The organism is Nocardia blacklockiae, assembly GCF_015477355.1.
GTDB lineage: Bacteria > Actinomycetota > Actinomycetes > Mycobacteriales > Mycobacteriaceae > Nocardia > Nocardia blacklockiae.
In genome coordinates this window covers 70,146-95,074 of record NZ_JADLRJ010000018.1, presented here as the reverse complement: position 1 = coordinate 95,074, position 24,929 = coordinate 70,146, and the positions used below count along the sequence as shown (strand labels likewise).

Genomic DNA, 24,929 nt, shown 5'->3' with positions numbered 1-24,929 from the left:
CGGTTGGCTATGCGGGGCCGAATCGAAAGATAGGTTAGGCTTACCAGACTTACCGAGCAATGGATCGAATCACGTCAGGAGTTATTCGTCGCCGTGACCGTCGTAGTCACCCGCAAACGGCACCGCGTCGCGGGTTTGCTGATCCTGGCGCTGTTACTGCTGGTCGCGACCGTGGCCGGGATCGCGGTGGGCGCGCGGGCACTGTCCCCCGACGCGGTGGTGCACGCGCTCACCTGCCCGGACGGCTGGCCGCTGACCTGCCCCGCGGACACGCCCGCCGATCAGATCGTGCGCGAGTTGCGGTTGCCGCGAACCGGTTTGGCGTTGCTCACCGGACTGGCCCTGGGCATCGCCGGCGCCCTCATCCAGGGTTACACACGCAATCCGCTGGCCGACGCCGGGCTGCTCGGGCTCAACGCCGGGGCGGCGTTCCTGGCCGCGCTGGCGATCCACCTGTTCGCGCTCACCCGCCCGGACCAGTACATCTGGTTCGCCTTCGCGGGGGCGCTGATCGCGGGCCTGGTGGTGTTCGGGGTGTCGGCGCTGGGCGGCGGCACGGCGAGCCCGCTGAGCCTGGTCCTCGCGGGCGCCGCGGTGACGGCGCTGCTGCAGGCGCTGACGAATGCCGTTGTGCTGCTGGACCCGGCGGCCCTGGACACCTACCGGTTCTGGGTGGTCGGCACCGTCGCCGGGCACGACATCGGCGTGCTGCGGCAGGTGCTGCCGTTCCTGGCACTCGGCACGGTGCTGGCGTTGATCGCCGCGCCCGGGCTCAACGCGCTCGGCCTCGGCGAGGACGTGGCGCGCGGGCTCGGCGTCAACGTCGGCCGCAACCGGGCGCTGGGGCTCGCGGCGGTGGTGCTGCTGACCGGCGCCGCCACCGCCGCGGTCGGGCCCATCTCGTTCCTCGGACTGGTCGTCCCGCACCTCGCCCGGATGATCACCGGTCCCGACAACCGTTGGCTACTCCCGTATTCCGGACTCCTGGGCGCGCTGTTGCTGCTGCTGGCAGACATCGTGGGCCGGGTCGTCGCGCGCCCCGGCGAGTTGCAGACCGGCATCGTGCTCGCGGCCGTCGGCGCGCCCTGCTTCATCTGGTTCGTGCGGCGGCGCAAGGCGGTGGGGCTGTGAGCGTTTCGTCGTTGTCGCGGGTACGGCCCGCGGTGCGGGTGGGGCCGTTCTCCGCGGTCCTGCGAATCTCGGTGCTGCTCACCGTGATCGGGCTCGCGGCCGCGGTGTGCGCGCTGTTCGCGCTCGATATCGCGGTGGGCGAGTTCCGGATTCCGCTCGGGCGGGTGTTCGACGTGCTCGCCGGGGGCGGGACGCGGGCGCAGCGGTTCATCATCTTCGAGTCGCGGCTGCCGCGCGCGGTGACCGCCGTCGTCGCCGGCGCGGCGCTGGGGCTGGCCGGGGCACTCACACAGTCGATCCTGCACAACCCCTTGGCCAGTCCGGACCTGCTCGGCATCACCTCCGGCGCGAGCTTCGCCGCGGTCGCCGCCGTCGCGGGCACCGGCACCGCCACGGGCGCCGCCGCCACCCTCGGGGTCCCGCTGGCCGCGCTGGCCGGCGGGCTGCTCACGGCCGCGGCGATCTACCTGCTGGCGTGGGGCCGCGCCCGCGACGGCGCGGCGGGCGCGACCGGAATGCGGTTGGTACTCATCGGAATCGGCGTCAACGCGCTGCTGCTGTCGGGCGTGAGCTGGCTGCTCACCCGGGCCACGCTGACCGACGCCACCCGCGCCCAGCTGTGGCTGACCGGCTCGCTCAACGGGGCCGACTGGTCCCGCGCGGTCCCCGCCGCGCTCGCGCTGACCGTGGTGCTCGCGGTCAGCGCCACGTCCGCGCGCACGCTCGCGGCGCTGCGCTTCGGCACCGAGACCACCCGCGGCCTGGGCGTGCGCCTGCAGGCCCAGCAGGGGCTGCTGCTGGGCGCGGCGGTCGTGGCGGCGTCGCTGGCCACCGCCGCCGTCGGGCCGGTCGCGTTCGTCGGGCTCGCCGCACCGCAGATCGCGCGCCGAGTGCTGCGCGTGCCCGGCGAACCGGTGCTCGGCTCGGCGCTGGTCGGCGCGCTCGTGGTGGTCGGCGGGGATGTGCTCGCGCGTACCGTGGTTCCCGTCGACCTGCCGGTCGGCATCATCACCGCCGCCCTCGGCGGACCGTTCCTGCTGTTGCTGCTCGTGCGCACCAACCGGAAGGCGACCCTGTCATGACGGCCTCCTCCCCGCACCGCCTCACCGCCGACGACCTCACCCTCGGATACGGCGGCCGCGTCATCGTCGACGGCCTGTCGCTGGACATCGAGACCGGCGTGATCACCACCGTCATCGGCCCCAACGGCTGCGGCAAGTCCACCCTGCTGCGCGCGCTGGGCCGGCTGCTGCGCCCGCGCGACGGCCGAGTCCTGTTGGACGGCAAGGCGATCGCCACGCTCAAGACCCGCGACGTGGCACGCACGGTCGGCATGCTCCCCCAGACACCGGTGGCGCCCGAGGGCCTGACCGTCGCCGACCTCGTCGCGCGCGGCCGCCACCCGCACCAGTCCTGGCTGCGCCAGTGGTCCGCCGACGACGAGACCGAGGTGGCGGCCGCGCTGGCCCAGACCGGCATCGCGGACCTGGCCGACCGCACCCTCGACGAGCTGTCCGGCGGCCAGCGCCAGCGCGCCTGGATCTCGATGGCCCTCGCGCAGGGCACCGACATCCTGCTGCTCGACGAGCCGACCACCTACCTCGACCTCGCCCACTCGCTCGAGGTGCTGGACCTGGTCGACCGGCTGCACGCCGACCTCGGCCGCACGGTGGTCATGGTGCTGCACGACCTCAACCTCGCCATCCGCTACAGCGACCGGCTGGTCGTGATGCGCGACGGCCGCATCGTCGCGCAGGGCCCGCCCGCCGACATCGTGGACGCCGACCTGCTGCGCGAGGTGTTCGGGCTCGAGGCCAGCGTCCTCGACGACCCGGTCTCGGGACGGCCCATGATCGTGCCGATCGGGACCCGGCACGTCCGCGGCGCCGCGGGCGGCCCGAACGGGTACCCCGCATCCCTATGAAAAATCCCACACAGTTACCGACCGGTTACGACGATCTGTAGTACGCATTTGTGTCGTTGGCTCCGTAAACTTGTGGGATGGCAGGTCTTGGTGAACTCGAGAAAGCGGTCATGGACCAGTTGTGGTCGGCCGATGAACCGCAGACGGTCCGGCAGGTCCACGAGGCCCTCGCGGCGCGCCGCGAACTCGCGTACACCACGGTGATGACCGTGCTGCAGCGACTGGCGAAGAAGAATCTGGTCGTGCAGCAGCGCGACGACCGGGCGCATCGGTACGCCCCGGTCCACACCCGCGACGAACTCGTCGCCAGCCTGATGGTCGACGCGCTGCAGCAGGCCGACGAGGTCGGCAGCCGCCGCGCCGCGCTCGTGCACTTCGTCGAGCAGGTCGGCAAGGACGAGGCTGCCGCACTGCGGGACGCACTCGCTAAGCTCGAAGCAACCGAGGCCGCGCGCAACGCGTCCGACGACAAAGGAGTCGCCCCGCCGCAGTAGTTCGCTGCGGCGCTCCCGCCCGTCGGACGGCAGCCGCAGCTCCCAGCGGAAGCGTCGCGATCTCGGGCCCTGGCCCCACAACGCAGTGAGCTGAGCATGAACGCAACCGCGCCGGTCTTCGCCGGTCTCGCCTTGCTTCTCGCGGGACCGATCCCGAGCCTGCTCAGCCGAGCCACCTGGCCCTATCGCACGCCCCGGGCCGCGCTCGTGCTGTGGCAGGCCGTCGCGCTCGCCGCCGTGCTGAGCGCCTTCGGGTCGGGCCTGGCCATCGCCAGTCAACTGCTGGTGCCGGGTCCCGACGGCCGGCCCACCACCTCGCCCACCGACGAGATCGATGCGCTCGGGCTGCCGCTGTGGCTGGCCTACGTCGTGGTCTTCGCGCTCACCCTGCTCGTCGGGGCGCGGCTGATCTACGCGGCCATCCGGGTCGGGGTGCACACCCGCCGCCGCCGCGCGAAGCACCGCATGCTGGTCGACCTGCTGGATCAGGGCCGCGAATACCGGCACAGCGAGCGCGGCGCGGCCGACATCCGGGTCCTCGCCGCCGCCGAGCCGATCGCCTACTGCCTACCCGGGCTGCGCCGCCGCGTGGTGCTCAGCCAGGGCACCTTCGCCAGCCTGTCCGACGCCGAGCTGAAGGCGATCGTCAGCCACGAGCGCTCGCACCTGCGCGCCCGGCACGACCTGGTGCTGGAGGCCTTCACCGCCGCGCACGAGGCGTTCCCGCGCGTGGTGCGCAGCAAGTCCGCGCTGGATTCGGCGAAGCTGCTCATCGAACTGCTCGCCGACGATTCCGCGGTCAAGGTCACCGGCCCGACCCCGCTGGCCCGCGCACTGGTGGCCTGCTCCAATTCCACTGCGCCGCAAGGGGCGATGGCGGCCGGCGGCCCCACCACCCTGATCCGCATCCAGCGCCTGGCGGGCCCCCTGGGCGACATCCGCGTCGCCGCAGCGGCCTACCTCGCCGCCGCGGCCATCCTCGTCGTACCCACCCTCGCCGTCGCCATCCCCTGGCTGGTCGAGCTGAACCGTCTGCTCAACGCCGCCTGACTCCCGGGCCGTTACGATGGGGTGGACAGTCGACCGTCGAGGGGGATGGCGATGACCGAGCGCAAGCCGGCGGGGATAACCCACGAATCGTGGGTGGACAAGCAGATTCGCGAGGCGACCGAGCGCGGCGAATTCGAGAACCTGCCCGGAGCGGGCAAACCGATCCCCGGCGCCGGGCAGCCGCTCGACGAGGACTGGTGGCTGAAGGACTGCCTGCGCCGCGAGGGCGTCACCGGCGACGGCGTCCTGCCGCCGTCGCTGTTGCTGCGGCGCGATTACGAACAACTCCCGGAACGCGTGCGGCAGTTGCGTTTCGAACGCGACGTGCGGGAACTGGCCGACGAACTCAACGCCCGCATCGTCGCCTGGCAGCGCCTGCCCACCGGCCCGCACGTGCGGGTCGCCCCGGTCGATGTCGACGAGGTGGTGCAGCGGTGGCGCGCCGAGCGGAGCCCCACGCCCGGCGCACCCAGCCCGGAACCCGAGGCCACCGGGCCGGCCCGTCCCCGCCGCCGCGGCCTATTCCGCCGCCGCGCCGACCGCCGATAGCGTCCGCGCCGACGGAGTCCCGCGGGCTCGCCGAGGTCACGGCCGGGTCGCGGGCGCACCTGCGTCATGGCCGCCCGGCAACGGCGAAGCATATCCGGAGCGACCGTGATAGCGGTGCGTGACCTGGGCGGGACCGTGGCGGCCGGTGTGGCCGCACACCGCGGGCACTCCTCTACACTGGCAACAGTGCAATTTCTTCCGGGCCACACGCCGCCGTACGACCTGACCTACGACGACCTCTTCCTCGTCCCGAATCGGACGGACGTGGCGTCGCGCTTCGATGTCGATCTGTCGACCGGCGACGGTACCGGCACGACGATTCCCATCGTGGTGGCCAATATGACCGCGGTCGCGGGCAAGCGCATGGCCGAGACGGTCGCCCGGCGCGGCGGCATCACGGTCCTGCCGCAGGATTTGCCGCTCAGCGCGGCCGCGAAGACCATCGGCTACGTCAAGAGCCGCTCGCTCACCGCCGAGACCCCGGTCACGCTCGGCCCCGACCACTCGGTGTCGGAGGCGCTGGCGCTGGTGCACAAGCGCTCGCACCACGCCGTGGTCGTCGTCGACGAGGGCAAGCCGGTCGGCGTGGTCACCGAGGCGTCGTGCGCCGACGTGGACCGGTTCGCGCGCCTGCACACCGTCGCCGCCACCGATTTCGTCACCGCCCCGGCCGACACCTCGCCGCGCGCGATCTTCGAACTGCTCGAGGCCGCGCACGCCGACCTGGTCGTGCTCGTCAACCCCGACGGCACCCTGGCCGGCGTGCTGACCCGCACCGGCGCGGTGCGCACGGGCATCTACAGCCCGGCCGTCGACGCCCGCGGCAAGCTGCGCGTCGCGGCCGCGGTCGGCATCAACGGCGACATCCCCGCCAAGGCGAAGGCGCTCGTCGACGCCGGCGCCGACGTGCTGGTCATCGACACCGCGCACGGCCACCAGGTGAAGATGCTGGAGGCGCTGCGCGCGGTCGCCGACCTGAAGCTCGGGGTGCCGCTGGCGGCCGGCAACGTCGTGTCCGCCCAGGGCACCCGCGACCTGGCCGAGGCGGGCGCCGACATCATCAAGGTCGGCGTCGGCCCGGGCGCGATGTGCACCACGCGCATGATGACCGGCGTGGGCCGCCCGCAGTTCTCCGCGGTCGCCGAATGTGCCGCGGCCGCACGCGAACTCGGCGTGCACGTGTGGGCCGACGGCGGCGTGCGGCACCCGCGCGACGTGGCGCTCGCCCTGGCCGCCGGCGCGTCGAACGTGATGATCGGCTCCTGGTTCGCCGGCACCTACGAGTCCCCCGGCGACCTGCGCACCGACCGCGACGGCAACTCCTACAAGGAGAGCTTCGGCATGGCGTCCAAGCGCGCCGTCGCCGCCCGCACCGCCTCCGACAGCGGCTTCGACCGGGCCCGCAAGGCCCTGTTCGAGGAGGGCATCTCGTCCTCGCGGATGCGCCTGGACCCCGAGCGGCCCGGCGTCGAGGACCTGATCGACCACATCTGCTCGGGCGTGCGCAGCGCCTGCACCTACGCCGGCGCCCGCACCCTGGCCGAACTGCACGACAAGGCCGTGCTCGGGGTGCAGTCCGCCGCCGGCTTCGCCGAGGGACGCCCGCTGCCCAGCGGCTGGTGAGACAGCGCCCCGAGCGGGCACGACAACCTCGCCGGGCGCCGCGGCCGACCGAATTTCCCGGTGTGCCGCGGCCCGGAGCGCGACCGCGGGACCCGGTAGCATGGACAGCGCCGGGCCCCCGGGCGAGCTGTCCCGCAGCCGGTGCACAGTACGTACACAGCTCCATTTGCCGAAAGGACCCAGTTGTCACCCGCGTCCGAGGGCGCCATACAGGAGGGCTCCTCTACCGAGCCGGGTGACCAACCCGGCGCCCCCGTTTCCCCAGTTCCTCCCCTGACCGGGCGGTGCTGACCATGTCGGTCGTACTCACTGTGCTCAGTCTGGTGGGCTTCGTCGCGCTCACCGCCGGCACCGCGCTGTTCGTCGCCGCCGAATTCTCCCTCACCGCGCTCGAGCGCAGCACCGTCGAGGCGCACGCCCGCGACGGCGACCTGCGGGCCCGCCAAGTCCGCCACGCGCATCGCACGCTGTCGTTCCAGCTCTCCGGCGCGCAGCTGGGCATCACCATCACCACGCTGGTCACCGGCTACATCGCCGAACCCGTGCTGGCCCGGCTGCTGGAACCGCTGTTCACCGCACTGGGCCTGGGCGCCGGTGCCACCCAAGGCATTTCGCTGGCGTTGGCGCTGGTGCTGGCCACCTCGCTGTCGATGACCTACGGCGAGCTGGTGCCCAAGAACATGGCCATCGCCAACCCGCTGGCGGCCGCCCGGCTCACCGCGGGCCCGATGATCGCCTTCTCGGCGGTCTTCAAGTGGCTGATCAACCTGCTCAACGGCACCGCCAACTGGGTGCTGCGCCGGTTCGGCATCGAGCCCGCGGAGGAACTGCGCTCGGCGCGCTCGCCGCAGGAGCTCGGCTCGCTGGTGCGCACCTCGGCCCAGCGCGGCGCGCTGGATCTGCGCACCGCGATGGTGGTGGACCGGTCACTGGCCTTCGGCGACCGCAGCGCGGAGGAACTCATGACCCCGCGGGTGAAGATCGAGACCCTCGACCAGGACGACACCATCGCCGACCTCATCACCGCCGCGGGCCGCACCGGCTTCTCCCGCTTCCCGGTCATCGACGGCGACCTGGACAACACCCTCGGCGTCGTGCATATCAAACAGGCCTTCCTGCACCCGGTCCGGGAGCGGCGCACCATCACGCTGCGCTCGATCGCCCACCCGGTGCCGATCGTGCCGGCCAGCCTCGACGGCGACGCCGTGCTCGAGCGGGTGCGCGCCGACGGCATGCAGGTCGCGCTCGTGGTCGACGAATACGGCGGCACCGCCGGCATGGTCACCACCGAGGACATCATCGAGGAGATCCTCGGCGACGTCCGCGACGAGCACGACGAGGAGGAACTCGACGTGCGCCGCACCTCGGCCGGCTGGAACTGCTCGGGCCTGCTGCGCATCGACGAGCTTTCCCGCGCCACCGGATACGAGGCGCCCGAGGGCGAGTACGAAACCCTCGGCGGCCTGGTCCTCACCGAACTCGGCCGGATCCCCGACGCCGGCGACGAGGTGCTGCTGCCGCAGGCCGCCAACGGCCACCAGAGCCAGCCGCACACCAGCGGCGGCTGGCTGGCCCGGGTGGAACGGATGGACGGCCGCCGCATCGACCGGGTCCTGCTCGAACCCGTCGACGGCGATACCCTCGCACGGTGGGAGCTGCACCATGGGTGATCTGTACGGAGTGCTGCTGACGATCGTGCTGCTGGGCGGCAACGCCTTCTTCGTCGGCGCCGAGTTCGCGCTCATCACCGCCCGCCGCGACCGCCTGGAAACCCTGTCCGCGCAAGGCAAACGCAGCGCGGACACGGTCATCCGGGCGGGTCAGCACCTGTCGATGATGCTGGCGTCGGCGCAGCTGGGCGTCACCATCTGCTCGCTGCTGCTGGGCCGGGTCGGCGAACCCGCCGTCGCGCATCTGCTGGAAAAGCCTTTCGAGCTGGTCGGCATGCCCGAGCAGCTGCTGCACCCGGTGTCGTTCGCGCTGGCGCTGGGTCTGGTGGTGGTGCTGCACATGCTGCTGGGCGAGATGATCCCGAAGAACATCGCGCTCGCCGGGCCCGAACGCGTTGCGCTGCTGCTGGTTCCGATGCTGCTGTGGTTCCTGCGGCTGGCCCGCCCGCTGATCACGCTGTACAACGTGGCCGCCAACCTGACGCTGCGGGCACTGCGCATCGAGCCGAAGGACGAACTCGACGCCACCGTGTCCTCGGACGAGCTGGCGGAGATGATCGGCGAATCGCGGTCCGAGGGCCTGCTGGAGGAGGGCGAGCACCGCCGCCTCACGCAGGCGCTGGGCACCACCGACCGCATCGTCGCCGACGTCATGGTGCCGCTGGCCAAGACCCGCTGCGTGCCGCTGCGCGGGGACGGGACGACGCTGGGCGACATCGAGTCCGCGGTCGCGGAGACCGGCTTCTCGCGCTATCCGGTGCGCGCCTCGGAGGGCTCGCTGGTCGGGTACCTGCACGTGAAGGACGTGCTGGACAAGGTCGCCGACGATTCCGCCGGACCATCGACGCCGATCCCCCGCACCGACATCCGGCCGCTGCCGACGCTCAGCATGGGCACCACGCTCTACGAGGCGCTGGCCCGGCTGCGCCGCACCAGCAGCCATCTCGGCCGGGTGGTCGACAGCCGCGGCGACACCGTCGGCATCGTCGCGCTCGAGGACCTGGTCGAGGAGTTCGTGGGCACGGTGCGCGACGCCACCCACCGGATCGCGGAATGAGCGCGCGGTGACGGTGGCGGCGCGCGAGGTCCGGGTACTGCCCGAGCGCGAGTGGCGGGCGCGGGCCGCCGCCCACCGCGCGCGGGTGGAGGAGCTGATCGGGCCGTATCTGCGCCGGCGCGCGGACGGCTCGACCCATCCGGTGACCGACTTCCTGTTCACCTACTACGGGCACAAGCCGGCGCAGCTGCGGCGCTGGCATCCCGGGTTCGGGGTGGCGCTGGAGAATGCGCACGAGTACGCGAATTCCCGTGGCTACCACGAGGTCTCGGCGCGGCGGTGGGGCGCCGACCCGGCCTTCCTCGCCCGCCGCCTGGACACCGTGGCGTTCGTCGCGAAGCTGTTGCGCGCCACCGCCTCCCGGGGCCCGCAGCTGTCCTGCTTCGGGCTGCACGAGTGGGCGATGGTGTACCGCAGCGACGACGTCCGCCACCGGCAGGTGCCGCTGCGGCTCGGGCGCGCGGGCACCGACGCCGTGGTCGAGTCGATGCCGTTGCGCTGCACCCATTTCGACGCCTACCGCTTCTTCACCCCGGACGCGGCGCCCCGCAACGCCGAGCACCTGACCCGCGACGGGCAGCCCGACCGCGAACAGCCGGGCTGCCTGCACGCGAACATGGACCTCTACAAGTGGGGTTTCAAGCTGATCCCGCTGATCGATTCCGGCCTGCTGCTCGGATGTTTCGAATTGGCCTGCGCCGCAAGGGAACTCGATATGCGGGCCAGTCCTTACGACCTGTCCGGCTACGACTACACCCCCGTGCCCGTCGAAACCCCGGGCGGCCGAGCCGAATATGTCCGCGGCCAGCAACAGCTGGCCGAACGGGCCGCGCCCCTGCGCGAACGTCTGCTGTCGGCCGCGGAGAACCTGCTTCGCGCATCGGAAGCCCACACCCTTCCGATGTGACAGCGTCAGGCCCCACGCGGGCCTCCCCCTGCCGGGGTGCGGCAATGGCGTTCTCGCAGGCACTTTTTCCGAAACCGTCCGTACCAGACAGCGAGCGCGCTACCGTTTCCGCGGTGGCGTGACCGGAGGTACGGCGTACCCCGGCCCCGCTTCGACGAGATGTGGGCGACGGCGTGGAAGGCAGGGCCGCGATGAGGCGAGTCCGGGGAATGCGGCGATCCAGGCCGATGCTGGTGCTGGCGGCGGCACTGCTCGCGGCGACGGCGCTGCCGCTGGGCGGCGCGTCGGCGGATCTGCAATCCGACATCACCGACCAGGTGCGGCAGTTCCTCGACATCGGCCGGACGGCGGTGGGCCGCGCCGACTGCGGGCCCGGCTCCCGGCCGGAAAGCGGTCTGCAGGGCGACGTTCCGGCCGCCGAGCGCAGCAACGGACGCAGCACGCAGGGCTACAGCTGCAACATGTCCTTCGTCGGCGGCTACACCGGCCGCGGCGCGGGCATCACCTCCACCACCTTCGACCACTGCTCCTACACGGGCTCGTTCTTCCCTGGCAACCTGCTCGGCCCCGCGCAGGGCGTGCAGGTGCTCGACGTCTCCGATCCCGCGCACCCCGCGCTGACGGCCACGCTCACCGAGCCGGCGATGGTGGCGGGCACCTGGGAGAGCCTGAAGGTCAACACCCAGCGGAAACTGCTGGTGGGCACCGGTGTTCCGGTCGGCGAGGGCGCCGGCTACCTATCGGTCTACGACATCTCCGACTGCGCGCACCCGCGGCTGCTCAACCCGGGTCCGGGCTCGAATCTGGCGATGCCGCTGCCGATCACGACCCACGAGGGCGGCTTCTCCCCCGACGGTCGCACCTACTGGGCCTCCGGCATCGCGCCGGGCTTCGTCAGCGCCGTCGACCTCACCGACCCGGCCAACCCGTACGTGTTCTGGCAGGGCCTCACCGGCATCGAGGCGCACGGGTTCGGCGTGAGCGCCGACGGCAATCGGCTGTATCTGTCGGCGCTCGGCGGCTTCACCGTTCTCGACGTCAGCGCGGTGCAACGCCGCGATCCCAATCCGCAGGTGGCCCATCTGGGCCGGGTGTTCTGGACCGACGGCTGGGCCACCCAGCACAGCATCCCCGTCACCTACGACGGCAAGCCGTACCTGTTCACCGCCGACGAGGGCGGTTCGGGCGGGGTGAAGGTCGTCGACATCTCCGACGAGACCGCGCCCGAGGTGGTCAACAAGATCAAACTCGAGATCAATCTGCCCGAGCACCAGGACAGCATGGCCGCCTCGGCGATGGGCGGTTCGGTGTTCTCCTACGACCCGCACTACTGCGCGGCCGACCGCCCGAACGACCCCACCGCGCTGGCGTGCGGCTGGGAGTCCTCGGGCATCCGGGTCTTCGACGTGCGCGACCCGTTCCACGTGCGCGAGATCGCCTACTTCAATCCGCCCGCGCGCACCGGCCGGAACATGGAGCTGTGGAATTCGCCGCACGCGCTGGCGTCGCTGATCGGCGTGCCCGCGATGGAGGGCTTCTCCGCCGCCCGCGCGATGCTGGAGGGCAAATTCGATCCGGCGCAGGCGCTCTCGCCGCGCAGCGGGATGATCGCGTTCGGCGACGTGTCCACCGACTGGTGTTTCGCACCGCCGGAATTCCACGGCAACCAACTCTGGACCAGTTGCAACGACAACGGTTTCATGGTGCTGCAACTGGACCCGGACGTGTATTCGCCGCCGTCGGACCAGCAGTCGATCGTGGGGTCGTGATGCGGCCCTGGCCGCGCCTGCTCGCCTTCGCCTGCGGCGCGGTGCTGCTGCTGGTCCTGGGCGCAGCACTGCGCCCGCTCGTGCTGCCCGAATCGCACACTGCCGCACCGGTTTTGAATGAAACGGAGATCGGTTTCGCGCAGGACATGACCGCACACCACCAGCAGGCCGTGCAGATCGTGCAGCGGCTGGATCCCGGCGTCGATCCGGCGGTGCAGCGGCTGGCCCGCCAGATCGATCAGACCCAGCGGGTCGAGATCGGCACGATGCTCGGGTGGCTGCGGCTCGCCAACGCCGCGCCCATGCCGCGCGATTCGATGGCCTGGATGGCGCAAGACACCGATGCCGCCGCGGCGCACCATCATTCGGGCGCACCGGCGCAGCGTCCGCCCGCGATGCCGGGGCTGGCGTCGCGGGCCGAACTCGACGCCTTGTCCGCCGCGCGCGGCCGCGACGCGGAAGTGCTGTTCCTGCAACTGATGTACCGGCACCACCAGGGCGGCGTCACGATGGCGCAGGCCGCCGACCGCGCAATCCCCTCGGGCCCCGTCAAGGAGACGATTCGCGGCATGATCACCGGACAGAGTCAGGAGTGCGGGCTGATGGCGGTGATGCTGGCGCAGCGCGACGCGCAGCCCCTGCCGTAACGGGTCAGCATCCGAAAGCTCTTCGTACCAACCGGTTCGGTTGATCGGGGGGTTCGTCTCGTCGCGGCCGAAGGCCGGCCCGGAGGCGAACATATCCCGGTACTGTGATTCGGCCGGGCCAGGTGTCGTCGCCGGCCCGCGCGCAGTCGGGAAAGTAGGAGGTGGGCCGGATGCCCAGCCACGTCATCACGATGCTCCTCGTGGATCTCGTTCTCGTCCTGGTCGCCGCGCGCGTCCTGGGGCAGCTGGCGGTGCGAGTGGGGCAGCCGCCCGTCGTCGGCGAGATCGCCGCCGGAATCCTCGCCGGCCCAACCGTTCTCGGCACGCACCTGTCGACGACCCTGTTCCCGATGGAGACCAGGCCCGCGCTCACCGCGCTCGCCAATGTCGGGATCGCGCTGTTCATGTTCGTCGCCGGCATGGAGACCGATCTGGGGCGGTTCGGCCGCAACCGCAGCGCCGTCCCGGTAGTGGCGCTGTCGGCCTACCTCGTGCCGTTCGTGCTGGGATCCGCCGTCGCGCTGACCGTCCTGGCCCGGCACCAGACCGGCAGCCGGATCGGCTTCGTGCTGTACATCGGCTGCTCGCTGGCGGTGACCGCGTTCCCGGTGCTGGCGCGAATTCTGCACGACCGCAACATGTTCGGCACGCCGGTCGGCCAGCTGGCGCTGGGCTGCGCGGCGGTGGGCGACGTGCTGGCGTGGGTGGTGCTGGCCGCCGTCGTCGCCACCACCCGCACCGGGCCCGGCCACACCTGGCGGTTGCTGCTGCTGGTGCCGCTGGCGGCGGGGACGTGGTGGATCGTGCGGCCGATCCTCGGTCGCGTGCTCGGCGCGGCCACCGAGCGGACCGTCACCCTGGTCGCGGTGTGCGGCGCGCTGCTGTGGGGCGCGGCCACGGAATGGGCCGGGCTGCACCTGATCTTCGGCGCGTTCCTGCTCGGCGTCGTCTTCCCGCGCGGCAGCCGGGAGCAGGTGGCCGCCGCCGTGCAGCCGCTCGGCGCGCTGTTCATGCCGTGCTTCTTCGTGATCGCCGGTCTGCGTGTCGACCTGTCCAGCACCGACCGCGCCGGTGTGCTGGAGCTGCTGGTGGTGGTCGCGGCCGCGGTCGCGGGCAAGCTCGGCGGCACCTATCTGTCGGCGCGCCTGGCCCGCATCGAGAAGCACACGGCACAGGTCCTCGCGGCGCTGCTGAACACCCGCGGCCTGACCGAGCTGATCCTGCTCGACGTCGGCCTGTCCACCGGAATCATCGGCGCCGACCTGTACTCGCTGCTGGTCGTCATGGCGCTGTTCACCACCGCACTGACCGCTCCCCTGCTGAGCCTGCTCCGCGTGGGCTCGAAACACGCAGCCGGAGAAGAGCACTCGCGGCACGAGGACGAAGCGATCGAACGGGACGACGACCGGGTAGCGCCGGGCACCGGACGGCCGGGCGAGGAACCGACCCGGTAGCCCGGCGGGTGGGGCGCGACGGTCCACGCGACCGGACGGTATGGTCGATCGTGTTCGACGCGGCACCGGCACAGGGGGGCGAGACATGATCGGCAGCGCGACCATCACCATTCCCGAACGGGTGCACGGTTATCCGGAGGTGGCGTTCGGCGGATACGTCGCGGGTCTGCTCGCGCGGCGGGTCGGCGCGGCGGCCGTGCGGGTCGACTTCCGCAGGATCGTGCCGGTCGCCGTCGACGTCGCGTTCGGCGAGACCGCGTCCGGGTGGGCGCTGACCGACACCGCCGGACGGATTCTGGTGGAAGCGTCGCCGTCGACCGTGGCGATCACACCGCCGCCCGCGCCCGCCTGGGCCGAGGCCGAGCAAGCCACCGCGCGGGCGGGCGAGCGGGAGACCACCGACTGTTTCGGCTGCGGCGCGGCCTGCGCACCCGGCCACGGTTTGCGGCTGTTCCCGGCCCGGGTGCCCGGCCGGGAGCTGGTGGCCGCGGCGTGGATCCCGGACGCCGGACTCGCCGACGACGACGGCGAGTTGCCGCCGGAGATGGTCTGGTCGGCGCTGGACTGCCCGGGCGGCATCGCCGGAATCGAGCTGGCCGGAATGCGGTACGGCGCGTTCACCGCCGCGCTGACCGCCACCCGGCTGCGCCCCGTGCGAGCGGGTCGGCCGCACGTCTCCTACGCCTGGCCGATCTCGGCCGAGGGCCGCAAATACACCGTGGGCATCGCGCTCGCGACCGCCTCGGGCGAGCTCTGCGCGCTCGCCGAGGCCCTCTGGATCGCGCCCAGAACTTAACCCCCGCAACACTTCTCGAGGCCGGACAACCTTACGGCGTCCACGGGTGTTGTCCGGCCACGACAACTGCTGCGAGGTCCGGTCTCGCCCCGGCGGGGCGAGACCGGGCGGCCTATAGGGGCGGGAAGCCGGCGGAGCCGGTCGAGAGCCACGTCCAGAAGGCGGTCGCGTGTGCCACGAGCACGTTCACGACGTCGATAGCGGTACTACCCATCGAGGTTCCTCACATCAGGTGTCTTGCGCTTGCGCGGACCAGGGTAGTGGAAGCGGACGCCGACGAACGGGGGTGACGCGAATACGCCACGAACCCCCGTTCGATTCGGTGCCGGGACCGACCGGTTCTACAGATTCCCGACGGTGTGCTCGAGCTTGCGGGCCACCAGGTCACGGGCCTGTTCGCGCAGGGCGGGGCGGTAGCCGCTGGGGTACACCGGGTCGGCGGGGGCGTACTGGCCGAGCACCTGCTTGGCGAGGGTGATCTTGTGGACCTCGGTCGGCCCGTCGGCGATCGCCATCACCTCGGCGTAGTTCATCATGTCGACGAAGGGCAGGTCCTCGCTGACGCCGAGGGCGCCGTGCAGGTGCAGGGCGCGCCGGGCGACGTCGTGCATCACCTTGGGCATGGCCACCTTGATGGCGGCGATGTCCTTGCGGACCGCGCGGTAGTCCTGTTCCTTGTCGATGCGCCAGGCGGTGCGCAGCACGAGCAGCCGGAACTGCTCCATCTCGATCCAGCTGTCGGCGATGCGCTCCTGGGTCATCTGCTTGCCGCCGAGCACGCCGCGGCCCATCGGGCGCGACACCGCGCGCTCGCACATCATGTCGAATGCCTTGCGCACCATGGCGACCGTGCGCATGGCGTGGTGCACGCGCCCGCCGCCGAGCCGGGTCTGGGCCACGACGAAACCGAGCCCCTCGGCGCCGAGGAGGTGATCGGCGGGCACGCGCACATCGGTGAACCGCAGGTGTCCCTCGTGCTTGCTGAACCCGTGCACCTCGAAGTTCTTGACGATCTCCAGGCCCGGGGTGCCGCCGGGCACGATGAACATCGACAGCCGCTGGTGCGGCGGCGCCTCCGGATCGGTCACCACCATGACGATGTGGAAGGCGGCGTGCTCGGCGGCGGTGTTGAACCACTTCTCGCCGTTGATAACCCAGTGGTCGCCGTCGCGCACCGCGCGGGCCTGGAACGAGGTCGGGTCGGAGCCGCCGGTGGGCTCGGTCATCACGTAGCAGGAGCCGATCTCACCGTCGAGCAGCGGCTGCAGGTACCGCTGCTTCTGCTCGGGAGTGCCGAAGTGGGCGAGGATCTCCGCGTTGCCGGAATCCGGTGCCTGGCAACCGAATACGAGCGGGGCCCACATCGAGGTGCCCAGCACCTCGTTCAGCAGCGCCAGTTTGAGCTGCCCGTAGCCGGGGCCGCCCAGTTCGGGACCGAGGTGGCAGGCCCACAGCCCGCGTTCCTTGACCTGTTCCTGCAGCGGCCGCAGCAGTGCCCGCACCTGCGGGTCGGCGCGGTCGTAGGGGTTGAGGTCGGGCAGCAGGTCCAGCGGCTCCACCTCGGTGCGGACGAACTCCGCGACCCAGTCGAGCTGTTCCTGATACTCCGGGTCGGTCTCGAAATCCCAAGCCATGGTCAGCCTTTCGTGCGTGTGATTCCCTCGAGGACGGTGGCGGCCAGGATGTCGGCGATCTGTTCGGGCGTGTGCCCGCCGTGCGGGCGGTACCAGAAGGTCACCATGTTCAACATCCCGAGCACGCTGTTGGTGACGACGTGGTCGGCGGTGGCCAGCGCGCCGGCCGCGTGCCCGGCGTCGATCACCCGCTGCCAGCAGTGCTGTATCCGGTCACGCAGCAGTTGCAGGTCGTCGGCGCGGTCGCCGGTCAGCGCGGACACGTCGCGCAACTGGATGGCGACCTCGCGCCGGTGCGCGACGATGAGCCGGACGTGACTGTGGATCAGCTTGCGCAGCTTGGTGACCGGATCGTCGGGACCGTCGGCGATGGCGCGGGCCTCGGTGAGCATCAGGTCGATGTAGTCGCGCAGGATCTGGAACAGCAGCTCCTCCTTGGAGCCGATGTGATAGTAGAGAGCGCCGCGCTGCACATCGGCGCGGTCGCCGATCTCCGCGACGCCGGTGCCGTGAAAACCCTTCTCCGCGAACAGCTCGACGGCCGACTCCACGATGCGGGCGCGCGTCTCGGCCGCCGCCGTCGCGGGCGGGCGCCCACGCCTGCGCACCGGAACCGCGGTCACGACAGACCGCCTCTCATCGCCGACCGCCCGTCCACCGCGACCTTGCCCGCCCACGACTGCTCCACCACAGGCACCGCCCACTCTCCGCAAAATGTTCCGCCCAGTACATTAAATGTACCGGCCGATACAATCAAGGCGGGAACCTCTCGACGAGCCGCCCATTACCGCCGAGTAACATGACAGGCGTACTTTTTCCATCCGGCTATCTCGAAATGAGGCAGTAGATGACAGAGCGGATTCAGGTCGGCGGGCTTCAGGTTGCGAGTGTTCTCCACGACTTCGTCGAGAATCAGGCGCTCCCCGGCACCGGCGTAGATTCCGCCGCGTTCTGGGCCGGTGCGGAGGGAGTCATCAACGAGCTGGCTCCGCGCAACCGCGCACTGCTGGCCGAGCGCGACGAGATCCAGGGCAAGCTCGACGCCTGGCACGCCGAGAACCCCGGCGCCGACTACGACAAGACCGCCTACAAGCAGTTCCTCACCGAGATCGGCTACCTGCGCCCCGAGCCGGCCGACTTCACCATCGGCACGCAGAACGTCGACGACGAGATCGCCACCACCGCCGGCCCGCAGCTGGTGGTGCCGGTCATGAACGCGCGCTTCGCGATCAACGCCGCCAATGCCCGCTGGGGCTCGCTCTACGACGCGCTGTACGGCACCGACGCCATCTCCGAGGCCAACGGCGCGGAGAAGGGCACCGGCTACAACAAGGTCCGCGGCGACAAGGTCATCGAGTGGGCCCGCAACTTCCTCGACGACGCGGTGCCGCTGATCACCGGCTCGCACGTGGGCTCGAAGGCCTACAAGATCGTCGACGGCGAGCTCGAGGTCACCCTCGAGGACGGCACCGACATCGGCCTGGCCGACGCCTCGGCGCTGGTCGGCTACCTCGGCGAGCCCGACAACCCGACCTCGGTGCTGCTCAAGCACAACGGCCTGCACATCGAGATCCAGATCGATCCCGAGTCCCCGATCGGCAAGACCGACGACGCGGGCGTCAAGGACGTGGTGCTGGAGTCCGCGGTCACCACCATCATGGACTTCGAGGACTCGGTGGCCGCCGTCGACGCCGAGGACAAGGTGCTCGGCTACCGCAACTGGCTCGGCCTGATGAAGGGCGACCTGGCCGAGGAGGTCAGCAAGGGCGGCAAGACCTTCACCCGCACCATGAACCCGGACCGCGTCTACAAGGCGCTCGACGGCTCCGACCTGGTGCTGCACGGCCGCTCGCTGCTGTTCGTCCGCAACGTCGGCCACCTGATGACCAGCGACGCGATCCTGGACTCCGAGGGCAACGAGGTGCCCGAGGGCATCCTCGACGGCCTGTTCACCTCGCTGATCGCCGTGCACAGCCTGCGCGGCGACGCCCGGGTGTCGAACTCCCGCACCGGTTCGGTGTACATCGTGAAGCCGAAGATGCACGGCCCGGACGAGGTGGCCTTCACCAACGAGCTGTTCGGCCGCGTCGAGGACGTGCTGGGCCTGCCCCGCAACACCCTCAAGGTCGGCATCATGGACGAGGAGCGCCGCACCACGGTCAACCTCAAGGCCTGCATCGACGCCGCCCGCGACCGCGTGGTGTTCATCAACACCGGCTTCCTCGACCGCACCGGCGACGAGATCCACACCTCCATGGAGGCCGGGCCGATGGTCCGCAAGGCCGACATGAAGAAGCAGCAGTGGATCGCCTCCTACGAGGACCGGAACGTCGACACCGGCCTGGCCGCCGGCCTGCAGCACAAGGCGCAGATCGGCAAGGGCATGTGGGCGATGCCCGACCTGATGCGCGACATGCTCGAGCAGAAGATCGGCCACCCGCGCGCCGGGGCAACCACCGCCTGGGTGCCCTCGCCGACCGCCGCCACCCTGCACGCCACCCACTACCACCTGGTGGACGTGTTCAAGCGGCAGGACGAGATCGCCCGCGGCGGTGTGCGCGCCTCGGTCGACCAGATCCTGGAGATCCCGCTCGCCGCCGACCCGAACTGGTCGGCGGAGGAGATCCGCAACGAGCTCGACAACAACTCGCAGTCCATCCTCGGCTACGTGGTGCGCTGGATCGATCAGGGCGTCGGCTGCTCCAAGGTGCCCGACATCAACGACGTCGCGCTCATGGAAGACCGTGCGACCCTGCGCATCTCGAGCCAGCTGATGGCGAACTGGCTGCGGCACGGCATCGTCACCACCGAGCAGATCGTGGCGAGCCTGGAGCGGATGGCGCCCGTCGTCGACCGGCAGAACGCCGGCGACCCGGGCTACCGCCCGATGGCGCCGGACTTCAACGGCAGCGTCGCGTTCCAGGCCGCCAAGGAGCTGATCCTGGAGGGCACCCGCCAGCCCAACGGCTACACCGAGCCGATCCTGCACCGTCGCCGCCGCGAGGCGAAGGCGCTGGCCGCCAAGAACTGACGCCGCGCCGACGGCGCTGGGCCGCAACCCGTTCCGTGACATCCCCCGGCAGGCGACGACCTGCCGGGGGATTTCGCGTCTTGCCCGGTGGGTACCCCGGAATGCGATCCTCGACAGAGGGTTACGAAGTCAGGGAGGACATCCATGCCCCAACGGGGGACCATGCTCTGCGACAACACGGGCGACTCGGCGAGCGGATTCGGTTTGGCTTCCGGCGATCTCGGCATTCCCTACCGGCGCCACGACGGCGGCTGGGGGTACGTGTTCGGCGACGCGTTCGAGGGTCAGGGCGCGTCCGGGCCCTATATCGGATCGCCGGTGACGCTGTATCAGGACAGCTTCGACGCCTCCGGTGACACGGCGATCGAATTCACCGGGGCACAACCGAATCCGAAGTGCGCCCAGCTGTTCGACTATCAGCACAACGCGGACAACGGTTTCGGCGTCACCGAGGTCAGTCGGATTCCCAACGACGCCCTCGCCCTGACCGTGGACGGGCAGCAACGGCTGTTCATCCAGTACACCTCGGTGCACCAGTGGGTTCCGCCGCGCAGCCGCAACGACGGCTCGGCGCTGGGCGGCATCGCCTACTCCGACGACCACGGCGCGAGCTGGAAGGACTTCGACCACCACTGGAACGGCGACGCCCTCGGCGCCAACGGGTCGCTGTACACGATGTGGAGCTTCGCCGGGGTCGACCCCGACGGCCGTCTCTACTGTTTCTCCAAGGCGTGGAACGGAAGTCACAACTACGCCGACGACCGCGGGCTCATCCAGCTGTTCCGGTTCGACCCGCACGACTTCTTCCACGGCGCCTTCGACCGGCAGGAGAACTGGGCGTACACCGGCGACCGCTGGGGCTGGACCCGCGAGGCCGCGCCCAGCCCGATCTTCGCCCCGGGCAACAACATCGGGGAGTTCAGCGTGCAGCTCGTCGGCGGCATGTACTGCATGTCGTACTTCGACACGACCGACTACAGCATCCGCACCCGCACCGCGCCGCGGCCCGACGCCGTGTGGTCGGAACCGAGAACCCAAGTGGTGGGCCGGAAGACCTGGCCCCCGAGCCACTGGCGCAAGCCGCGGCTGCCGAACCTCTACGGCGGCTACATCCATCCGGGCAGCCCGTCGCCGGACGCGCTGACGCTGATCCTCAGCCGCTGGGACGGCACCCTCGGACACCGTCCCTACACCGTCACCCAGTGGGATCGCCTCGAACCCTGAGCGCGCTCAGCACTCGTTCGGCACGGGCGCGCCACGCAGCCGGTCGTCGAGCCAGCCGATCAGCAGCGGCCAGGCGGTGTCGCCCGCGACGAAGTGCTCGCCGGGCACGCTGCGGTAGATGCCCGCCACGCCGAGCGCGCACTGCTGCCGGAACAGTTGCTCGGCGCCCGCGGCCGGGATCCAGATGTCGTGCGCGCCGTTGTAGACCAGCAGGGGCACAGCGGATCTCAGCTCCGACAGGTCCGTCGCGCGGAACACCTGCTCGGCCACCGGACCGTGCAGGGCGTCGGGCGTGTTCGCCGCGATGTCGATGGGCACCAGCAGCGCGCCGGGCGCGGCGATCAGGTTCATGCAGGTGTTCTTCAGCGGCGAGGTGGTCACCTGTTGCGCCAGATTGTTCATGGCCGAGAGGATTTCGGGGTGTTCGCGCGCGATGCCGAAGACGGCGGCCATGAACACGCCGGAGGCCAGGTTGGCGTTCATGGTGCGGGCCAGCATGCGGAAGTCGGCGGGCACGCCGCCCACCGCCGCCCCGGTGATCGAGCCCGCGAGATCCGGTGCGTAGGAGTCGATCAGCGCCGCCGCGGCGCGGGTCGCGATCGCCCCGCCGGAGTAGCCGGACATCACGTAGTGGCTCTCGCCCAGTTCGGCGGGCAGCAGTGCGCGCGCGGCCCGGACCGCGTCCAGCACGGCGTGGCCCGCGACGAACGGTTCGGCGTAGGCCATCTGCGGGCCCTCGTGGTCGGGGATCAGCACGGCGTAGCCGCGCAGCAGCGCCAGCTGGGACAGCGGCGGGAAGAAGTCGGCGGAGTTGGTGGTGTCCGAATAGCCGTGCGCCAGTGTGTATCCGGGTGTGCAGCGGCGGCCCAGCCCGTCGATGGCGAGGTTGTTCACCAGCACCGGGCGCGCGCCCGGGCCGGTCCAGGCCGCGGCCGGGAGGGCCAGCGACGCGGTCGCGAAGGACGGTTCGCCGCGCGAGTCGCCGGTGCGGTACTTCACCTGCAGCACCTGCCGCGGGGGCGCGGCGAGCGGGAGGGTGAACAGCGGCGCGGCGGCCGCGGTGATGTCCCGGGTCTCGACGATGTCGCCGGGGCGCAGCTGCGCCAGGTGCGGCGGCCACGCGTCGAACAGCGGGTCGCCGACGTCGTCGGGCAGGACCGCGGACCGCAGCGCGGCGGTCGACACCGCCGGGCGCGCGGCCTGGGTGGACTCGGCGGGTTCGGCGGCGGGCGTGGTCGCGCCGGGAAGCTCCGGCTTGGGCACCACGGCGTCGATCCACTGTTGCAGATCCGGGATGCTCAGGCTCGGCGGCAGCGAGATCGCCCCGGGCACAGGGTGATCGGGCTCCGGCGGGTCGGCCTGCGCCGTCAGCGCGGGACCACCGGCGAGCACCACCACCGCCACCAAGACACGCCAAGCCCACATGGGCACACTCCCCACGATCGACAAGTAGAAGCACCGGAACGACAGCCGAGTCGTGCGCCAACCCCGAGACACCCAGCGCGGCTCAGAATTCCGTAGTGTAATTGCACAATTGCGCCGCCGTCGCGATTGTTACCCATCACTGGGGACAAACTTTCGCAACGATCCATCGGAATACTTCGATATGAGCGGGCGTTGTGCGGAGGCGTGAACATTCTGATCGTGTACGCGCACCCGAAACCGGACTCCCTCACCGGAGCGCTGAAGGACGTTGCGGTGCGGCAACTCCGGTCCGATGGACACGAGGTCATCGTCAGCGACCTGTACGCCATGGGCTGGAAGGCGCACGCCGACACCGGCGACTTCGGCGAGGTCGACCAGGACAATTTCATGCTCGCCTCCGGCGAGGCGTACGACCGCGGCTCGCTCGCCGCCGACATCCGCGCCGAGCAGGAGAAGCTGCTGTGGGCCGACGCCGTGCTACTGCACTTCCCGCTGTGGTGGTTCGCCATGCCGGCCATCCTCAAGGGCTGGGTGGACCGGGTGTTCACCTGCGGCTTCGCCTACGGCGCCGGCGGCACGGCGCTCCCCCGCTACGGCGCGGGCGTGCTCAGCGGGAAGCGGGCCATGCTCGTCGTCAGCATCGGCGGCCGCGAACCGTCCTACTCCGACCGCGGCATCAACGGCCACCTCGACGCCCTGCTCTACCCCATCAACCACGGCATCCTGTACTACCCCGGCATGGACGTCCTCCCGCCGTTCCCGGTCTACGGCACGATCCGCATGGACGACCGCCGCTTCCAGGAGGTCGCCGACGATCTACGCCACCGCCTCACCCATCTCGCCGACCTCGACCCGATCCCCTACCGCCCGCAGTCCGGCGGCGACTACGACCGCACCCTGCGCCTGCGACCCGGCCGCGAATCCCCCGGCGCCACCGGCTTCGACCTACACCTCGCCTCCTGACCCGGGACCGTGGGCGGGTCGGCCGCGCGGGGTGCGGGGCGGTCCGGTACAAGGTACGGGTGACGATCATGCGCAGGCTCGCGGCGGGGACGGCGGCGGTCGCGGTGGCCGCGGCGCTGACCGGGTGCGGTACGGCGGAGACGGAGCACCCGTATACCGCGCCGAGCGGGAAGCCGCCCGTCGCTCCGGCCGACGCCGTGTTCGCCGCGCTGGAGAACACGCACACCGCGCGGCTGGGCGTGTACGCGGTCGACACGAGCAGCGGGCGGGAGGTGGGGTACCGGCGCGACGAGCGGTTCGGGATGGCGTCGACCTTCAAGGGATTGGCCTGCGGCGCGCTGCTGCACGAACATCCGCTCGCCACCGGCTATTTCGATCAGGTGGTGCGCTACTCGCGCGACGAGCTGGTCGAGTACTCGCCGATCACCGAGACCCGCGTCGACACCGGAATGACCGTCTCGGAGCTGTGCCACGCCGCGATCACCGCGAGCGACAACACCGCGGGCAACCAGATCCTGAAACTGCTCGGCGGCCCGCCGGCGCTCACCGCGTTCCTGCGCTCCCTCGGCGACACGATCACCCGCTCCGATCGCTGGGAACCCGACCTCAACGACGTCTCCCCCGGCGAGGAACGCGACACCACCACCCCCGCCGCGCTCGCCGCCGACTACCGGAACCTGGTCCTGGGCCCCGCCCTCGCCGACCTCGAACGCGCCCAGCTCAAAGACTGGCTCCTCGCCAACACCACCGGCGCCACCCGCATCCGAGCCGGCGTCCCCGCCGGGTGGACCGTGGCCGACAAGACCGGCGGCGGCAACCACGGCGGCGCCAACGACGTCGCCGTCGCCTGGACCGACAGCGGCGCCCCCATCGTCATCGCCCTCCTCTCCCACCAGCGCGCCCCGGAAGACAAGGCCGACAACGCCTTACTGGCCGAAGCCACCAAGGAAGTGGTCACCGCCCTCCGGTAGGCAGCAGGCCCCTCGAGGGTGACGGGGTGCACAACGGAGGCGGGGAATGGGGTCCCGCGAAGCGTGTGTTGCAAGTGGGCGCGGGTGCGCGAGCGTTACCCGATCGAGTCCGACGGGGCTCGCCTCCGCACGGTGCCCGCCGCCGCCGCGCGAGACTCGAAAAGTGCTGGCCACGAACACTTCTGAGCCGAACGGCCGGGCCCGCCTCGCGTGTATACCGGCGCTGACGACGCTCGTAACGACGCCGTCCCCCGCCACGACGTTTCGTTGTCCCCGGTGAACGCCGGGACCGACCCTGGGGGAAAGCCCTGATGAACAAGTCCGAACAACATCTGTGGGTGGTGCCACCCGATGCGGCGTCGGCACACATCCGCGACCTGACCGCGCGCGCCGCGCGGGCCGGATACCGCCTGGTCCGCGCCCCTGTCTCGCCCTACGAATGGCGGCTGCTGGACGCCACCGACGGCGTCCTGCTGCACGCGGTCGCCCGGCTCGACGACATCGAGCTCTGGCTCGACACCTGAGCGAGCGTCCCGCACTGTATCGGCCGTCACCGTCACCACGGGCCGCCGGCCGGAACAAACCCCGGACTCGCCTCGTTGTACAGCGC

Annotated in this window: 22 protein-coding genes; 19 read left to right on the top strand and 3 right to left on the bottom strand. The window is 71.0% G+C overall.

The window, feature by feature from the left end:
• Positions 1 to 93: 93 nt before the first annotated feature.
• The 14 genes from IU476_RS33170 to IU476_RS33105 all read left to right on the top strand — a co-directional run bounded on the left by IU476_RS33170 (position 94) and on the right by IU476_RS33105 (position 15,071).
• Positions 94 to 1,131 (top strand): FecCD family ABC transporter permease, encoded by a 1,038-nt coding sequence (locus tag IU476_RS33170; RefSeq protein ID WP_195106272.1) that lies wholly within the window; start codon positions 94 to 96, stop codon positions 1,129 to 1,131.
• Complete coding sequence (locus IU476_RS33165) at positions 1,128 to 2,213, top strand: FecCD family ABC transporter permease (RefSeq protein ID WP_195106271.1); 1,086 nt, start codon at positions 1,128 to 1,130, stop codon at positions 2,211 to 2,213. Before IU476_RS33170 ends, IU476_RS33165 begins: the two co-directional genes overlap by 4 nt.
• Positions 2,210 to 3,055 (top strand): ABC transporter ATP-binding protein, encoded by an 846-nt coding sequence (locus tag IU476_RS33160; RefSeq protein ID WP_195106270.1) that lies wholly within the window; start codon positions 2,210 to 2,212, stop codon positions 3,053 to 3,055. Before IU476_RS33165 ends, IU476_RS33160 begins: the two co-directional genes overlap by 4 nt.
• A 77-nt stretch (positions 3,056 to 3,132) precedes the next feature.
• Positions 3,133 to 3,549 (top strand): BlaI/MecI/CopY family transcriptional regulator, encoded by a 417-nt coding sequence (locus IU476_RS33155; protein ID WP_187683512.1) that lies wholly within the window; start codon positions 3,133 to 3,135, stop codon positions 3,547 to 3,549.
• Positions 3,550 to 3,645: 96 nt separating this feature from the next.
• A complete protein-coding gene (locus tag IU476_RS33150; RefSeq protein ID WP_195106269.1) occupies positions 3,646 to 4,599 on the top strand; it encodes a M56 family metallopeptidase in 954 nt (317 codons plus the stop codon).
• 51 nt (positions 4,600 to 4,650) lie between these two features.
• Entirely contained in the window at positions 4,651 to 5,148 is a 498-nt protein-coding gene (locus IU476_RS33145; RefSeq protein ID WP_195106268.1) for a DnaJ family domain-containing protein, read from the top strand.
• A gap of 186 nt (positions 5,149 to 5,334) precedes the next feature.
• Complete coding sequence (locus tag IU476_RS33140) at positions 5,335 to 6,771, top strand: GuaB1 family IMP dehydrogenase-related protein (protein WP_195106267.1); 1,437 nt, start codon at positions 5,335 to 5,337, stop codon at positions 6,769 to 6,771.
• Positions 6,772 to 7,064: 293 nt separating this feature from the next.
• Positions 7,065 to 8,441 carry a hemolysin family protein gene (locus tag IU476_RS33135; protein ID WP_195106266.1) on the top strand — a complete coding sequence of 459 codons (1,377 nt, stop codon included), beginning with the start codon at positions 7,065 to 7,067 and terminating at the stop codon, positions 8,439 to 8,441.
• A complete protein-coding gene (locus IU476_RS33130) occupies positions 8,434 to 9,498 on the top strand; it encodes a hemolysin family protein (RefSeq protein WP_195106265.1) in 1,065 nt (354 codons plus the stop codon). The genes IU476_RS33135 and IU476_RS33130 overlap by 8 nt, the downstream gene beginning before the upstream one ends.
• A gap of 13 nt (positions 9,499 to 9,511) precedes the next feature.
• The gene (locus tag IU476_RS33125; protein ID WP_324194529.1) at positions 9,512 to 10,405 is read left to right on the top strand and encodes a 3-methyladenine DNA glycosylase; all 894 of its coding nucleotides are present in this window, start codon (positions 9,512 to 9,514) and stop codon (positions 10,403 to 10,405) included.
• Between the two features lie 209 nt (positions 10,406 to 10,614).
• A complete protein-coding gene (locus tag IU476_RS33120; protein WP_228824705.1) occupies positions 10,615 to 12,174 on the top strand; it encodes an LVIVD repeat-containing protein in 1,560 nt (519 codons plus the stop codon).
• Positions 12,174 to 12,821 (top strand): DUF305 domain-containing protein, encoded by a 648-nt coding sequence (locus tag IU476_RS33115; RefSeq protein WP_195106313.1) that lies wholly within the window; start codon positions 12,174 to 12,176, stop codon positions 12,819 to 12,821. The genes IU476_RS33120 and IU476_RS33115 overlap by 1 nt, the downstream gene beginning before the upstream one ends.
• A gap of 170 nt (positions 12,822 to 12,991) precedes the next feature.
• Entirely contained in the window at positions 12,992 to 14,275 is a 1,284-nt protein-coding gene (locus IU476_RS33110; RefSeq protein WP_195106263.1) for a cation:proton antiporter, read from the top strand.
• Positions 14,276 to 14,360: 85 nt separating this feature from the next.
• Positions 14,361 to 15,071: a hypothetical protein gene (locus IU476_RS33105; protein WP_195106262.1), complete on the top strand. Its 711-nt coding sequence runs from the start codon at positions 14,361 to 14,363 to the stop codon at positions 15,069 to 15,071.
• A 341-nt stretch (positions 15,072 to 15,412) separates the two neighbouring features.
• Here the strand turns inward: IU476_RS33105 and IU476_RS33100 are convergent, their stop codons facing one another.
• Both IU476_RS33100 and IU476_RS33095 read right to left on the bottom strand, forming a co-directional pair.
• Positions 15,413 to 16,705 carry an acyl-CoA dehydrogenase family protein gene (locus IU476_RS33100; protein ID WP_195106261.1) on the bottom strand — a complete coding sequence of 431 codons (1,293 nt, stop codon included), beginning with the start codon at positions 16,703 to 16,705 and terminating at the stop codon, positions 15,413 to 15,415.
• 2 nt (positions 16,706 to 16,707) lie between these two features.
• Positions 16,708 to 17,328 carry a TetR/AcrR family transcriptional regulator gene (locus IU476_RS33095; protein ID WP_324194523.1) on the bottom strand — a complete coding sequence of 207 codons (621 nt, stop codon included), beginning with the start codon at positions 17,326 to 17,328 and terminating at the stop codon, positions 16,708 to 16,710.
• A gap of 224 nt (positions 17,329 to 17,552) precedes the next feature.
• Here IU476_RS33095 and IU476_RS33090 point away from each other — a divergent pair, with 224 nt between their 5' ends.
• Positions 17,553 to 19,736, top strand: coding sequence for a malate synthase G (locus IU476_RS33090; protein WP_195106260.1), 2,184 nt, complete (start codon positions 17,553 to 17,555; stop codon positions 19,734 to 19,736).
• A gap of 144 nt (positions 19,737 to 19,880) precedes the next feature.
• Complete coding sequence (locus tag IU476_RS33085) at positions 19,881 to 20,960, top strand: DUF4185 domain-containing protein (RefSeq protein ID WP_195106259.1); 1,080 nt, start codon at positions 19,881 to 19,883, stop codon at positions 20,958 to 20,960.
• Between the two features lie 6 nt (positions 20,961 to 20,966).
• Here IU476_RS33085 and IU476_RS33080 read toward each other — a convergent pair whose 3' ends face one another.
• Positions 20,967 to 22,385 carry a lipase family protein gene (locus tag IU476_RS33080; RefSeq protein WP_195106258.1) on the bottom strand — a complete coding sequence of 473 codons (1,419 nt, stop codon included), beginning with the start codon at positions 22,383 to 22,385 and terminating at the stop codon, positions 20,967 to 20,969.
• 204 nt (positions 22,386 to 22,589) lie between these two features.
• Between IU476_RS33080 and IU476_RS33075 the strand changes: the two genes are divergently transcribed.
• The 3 genes from IU476_RS33075 (at position 22,590) to IU476_RS33065 (ending at position 24,843) form a co-directional block, all read left to right on the top strand.
• Positions 22,590 to 23,348, top strand: coding sequence for an NAD(P)H-dependent oxidoreductase (locus IU476_RS33075; protein WP_195106257.1), 759 nt, complete (start codon positions 22,590 to 22,592; stop codon positions 23,346 to 23,348).
• Between the two features lie 68 nt (positions 23,349 to 23,416).
• The gene (gene bla / locus IU476_RS33070; protein WP_195106256.1) at positions 23,417 to 24,319 is read left to right on the top strand and encodes a class A beta-lactamase; all 903 of its coding nucleotides are present in this window, start codon (positions 23,417 to 23,419) and stop codon (positions 24,317 to 24,319) included.
• A gap of 311 nt (positions 24,320 to 24,630) precedes the next feature.
• Positions 24,631 to 24,843, top strand: coding sequence for a hypothetical protein (locus IU476_RS33065; RefSeq protein ID WP_195106255.1), 213 nt, complete (start codon positions 24,631 to 24,633; stop codon positions 24,841 to 24,843).
• Positions 24,844 to 24,929 lie beyond the last annotated feature (86 nt).

Bases quoted from the DNA above. Each gene is read 5' to 3' on its own strand.
- IU476_RS33160 (WP_195106270.1), top strand. From the start codon at position 2,210: ATGACGGCCTCCTCCCCGCACCGCCTCACCGCCGACGACCTCACCCTC.
- IU476_RS33090 (WP_195106260.1), top strand. From the start codon at position 17,553: ATGACAGAGCGGATTCAGGTCGGCGGGCTTCAGGTTGCGAGTGTTCTC.
- IU476_RS33080 (WP_195106258.1), bottom strand. From the start codon at position 22,385: ATGTGGGCTTGGCGTGTCTTGGTGGCGGTGGTGGTGCTCGCCGGTGGT.
- IU476_RS33100 (WP_195106261.1), bottom strand. From the start codon at position 16,705: ATGGCTTGGGATTTCGAGACCGACCCGGAGTATCAGGAACAGCTCGAC.
- IU476_RS33105 (WP_195106262.1), top strand. From the start codon at position 14,361: ATGATCGGCAGCGCGACCATCACCATTCCCGAACGGGTGCACGGTTAT.
- IU476_RS33150 (WP_195106269.1), top strand. From the start codon at position 3,646: ATGAACGCAACCGCGCCGGTCTTCGCCGGTCTCGCCTTGCTTCTCGCG.
- IU476_RS33145 (WP_195106268.1), top strand. From the start codon at position 4,651: ATGACCGAGCGCAAGCCGGCGGGGATAACCCACGAATCGTGGGTGGAC.
- IU476_RS33110 (WP_195106263.1), top strand. From the start codon at position 12,992: ATGCCCAGCCACGTCATCACGATGCTCCTCGTGGATCTCGTTCTCGTC.
- IU476_RS33085 (WP_195106259.1), top strand. From the start codon at position 19,881: ATGCCCCAACGGGGGACCATGCTCTGCGACAACACGGGCGACTCGGCG.
- IU476_RS33115 (WP_195106313.1), top strand. From the start codon at position 12,174: ATGCGGCCCTGGCCGCGCCTGCTCGCCTTCGCCTGCGGCGCGGTGCTG.
- IU476_RS33130 (WP_195106265.1), top strand. From the start codon at position 8,434: ATGGGTGATCTGTACGGAGTGCTGCTGACGATCGTGCTGCTGGGCGGC.
- IU476_RS33065 (WP_195106255.1), top strand. From the start codon at position 24,631: ATGAACAAGTCCGAACAACATCTGTGGGTGGTGCCACCCGATGCGGCG.
- IU476_RS33155 (WP_187683512.1), top strand. From the start codon at position 3,133: ATGGCAGGTCTTGGTGAACTCGAGAAAGCGGTCATGGACCAGTTGTGG.
- IU476_RS33135 (WP_195106266.1), top strand. From the start codon at position 7,065: ATGTCGGTCGTACTCACTGTGCTCAGTCTGGTGGGCTTCGTCGCGCTC.
- bla (WP_195106256.1), top strand. From the start codon at position 23,417: ATGCGCAGGCTCGCGGCGGGGACGGCGGCGGTCGCGGTGGCCGCGGCG.
- IU476_RS33120 (WP_228824705.1), top strand. From the start codon at position 10,615: ATGCGGCGATCCAGGCCGATGCTGGTGCTGGCGGCGGCACTGCTCGCG.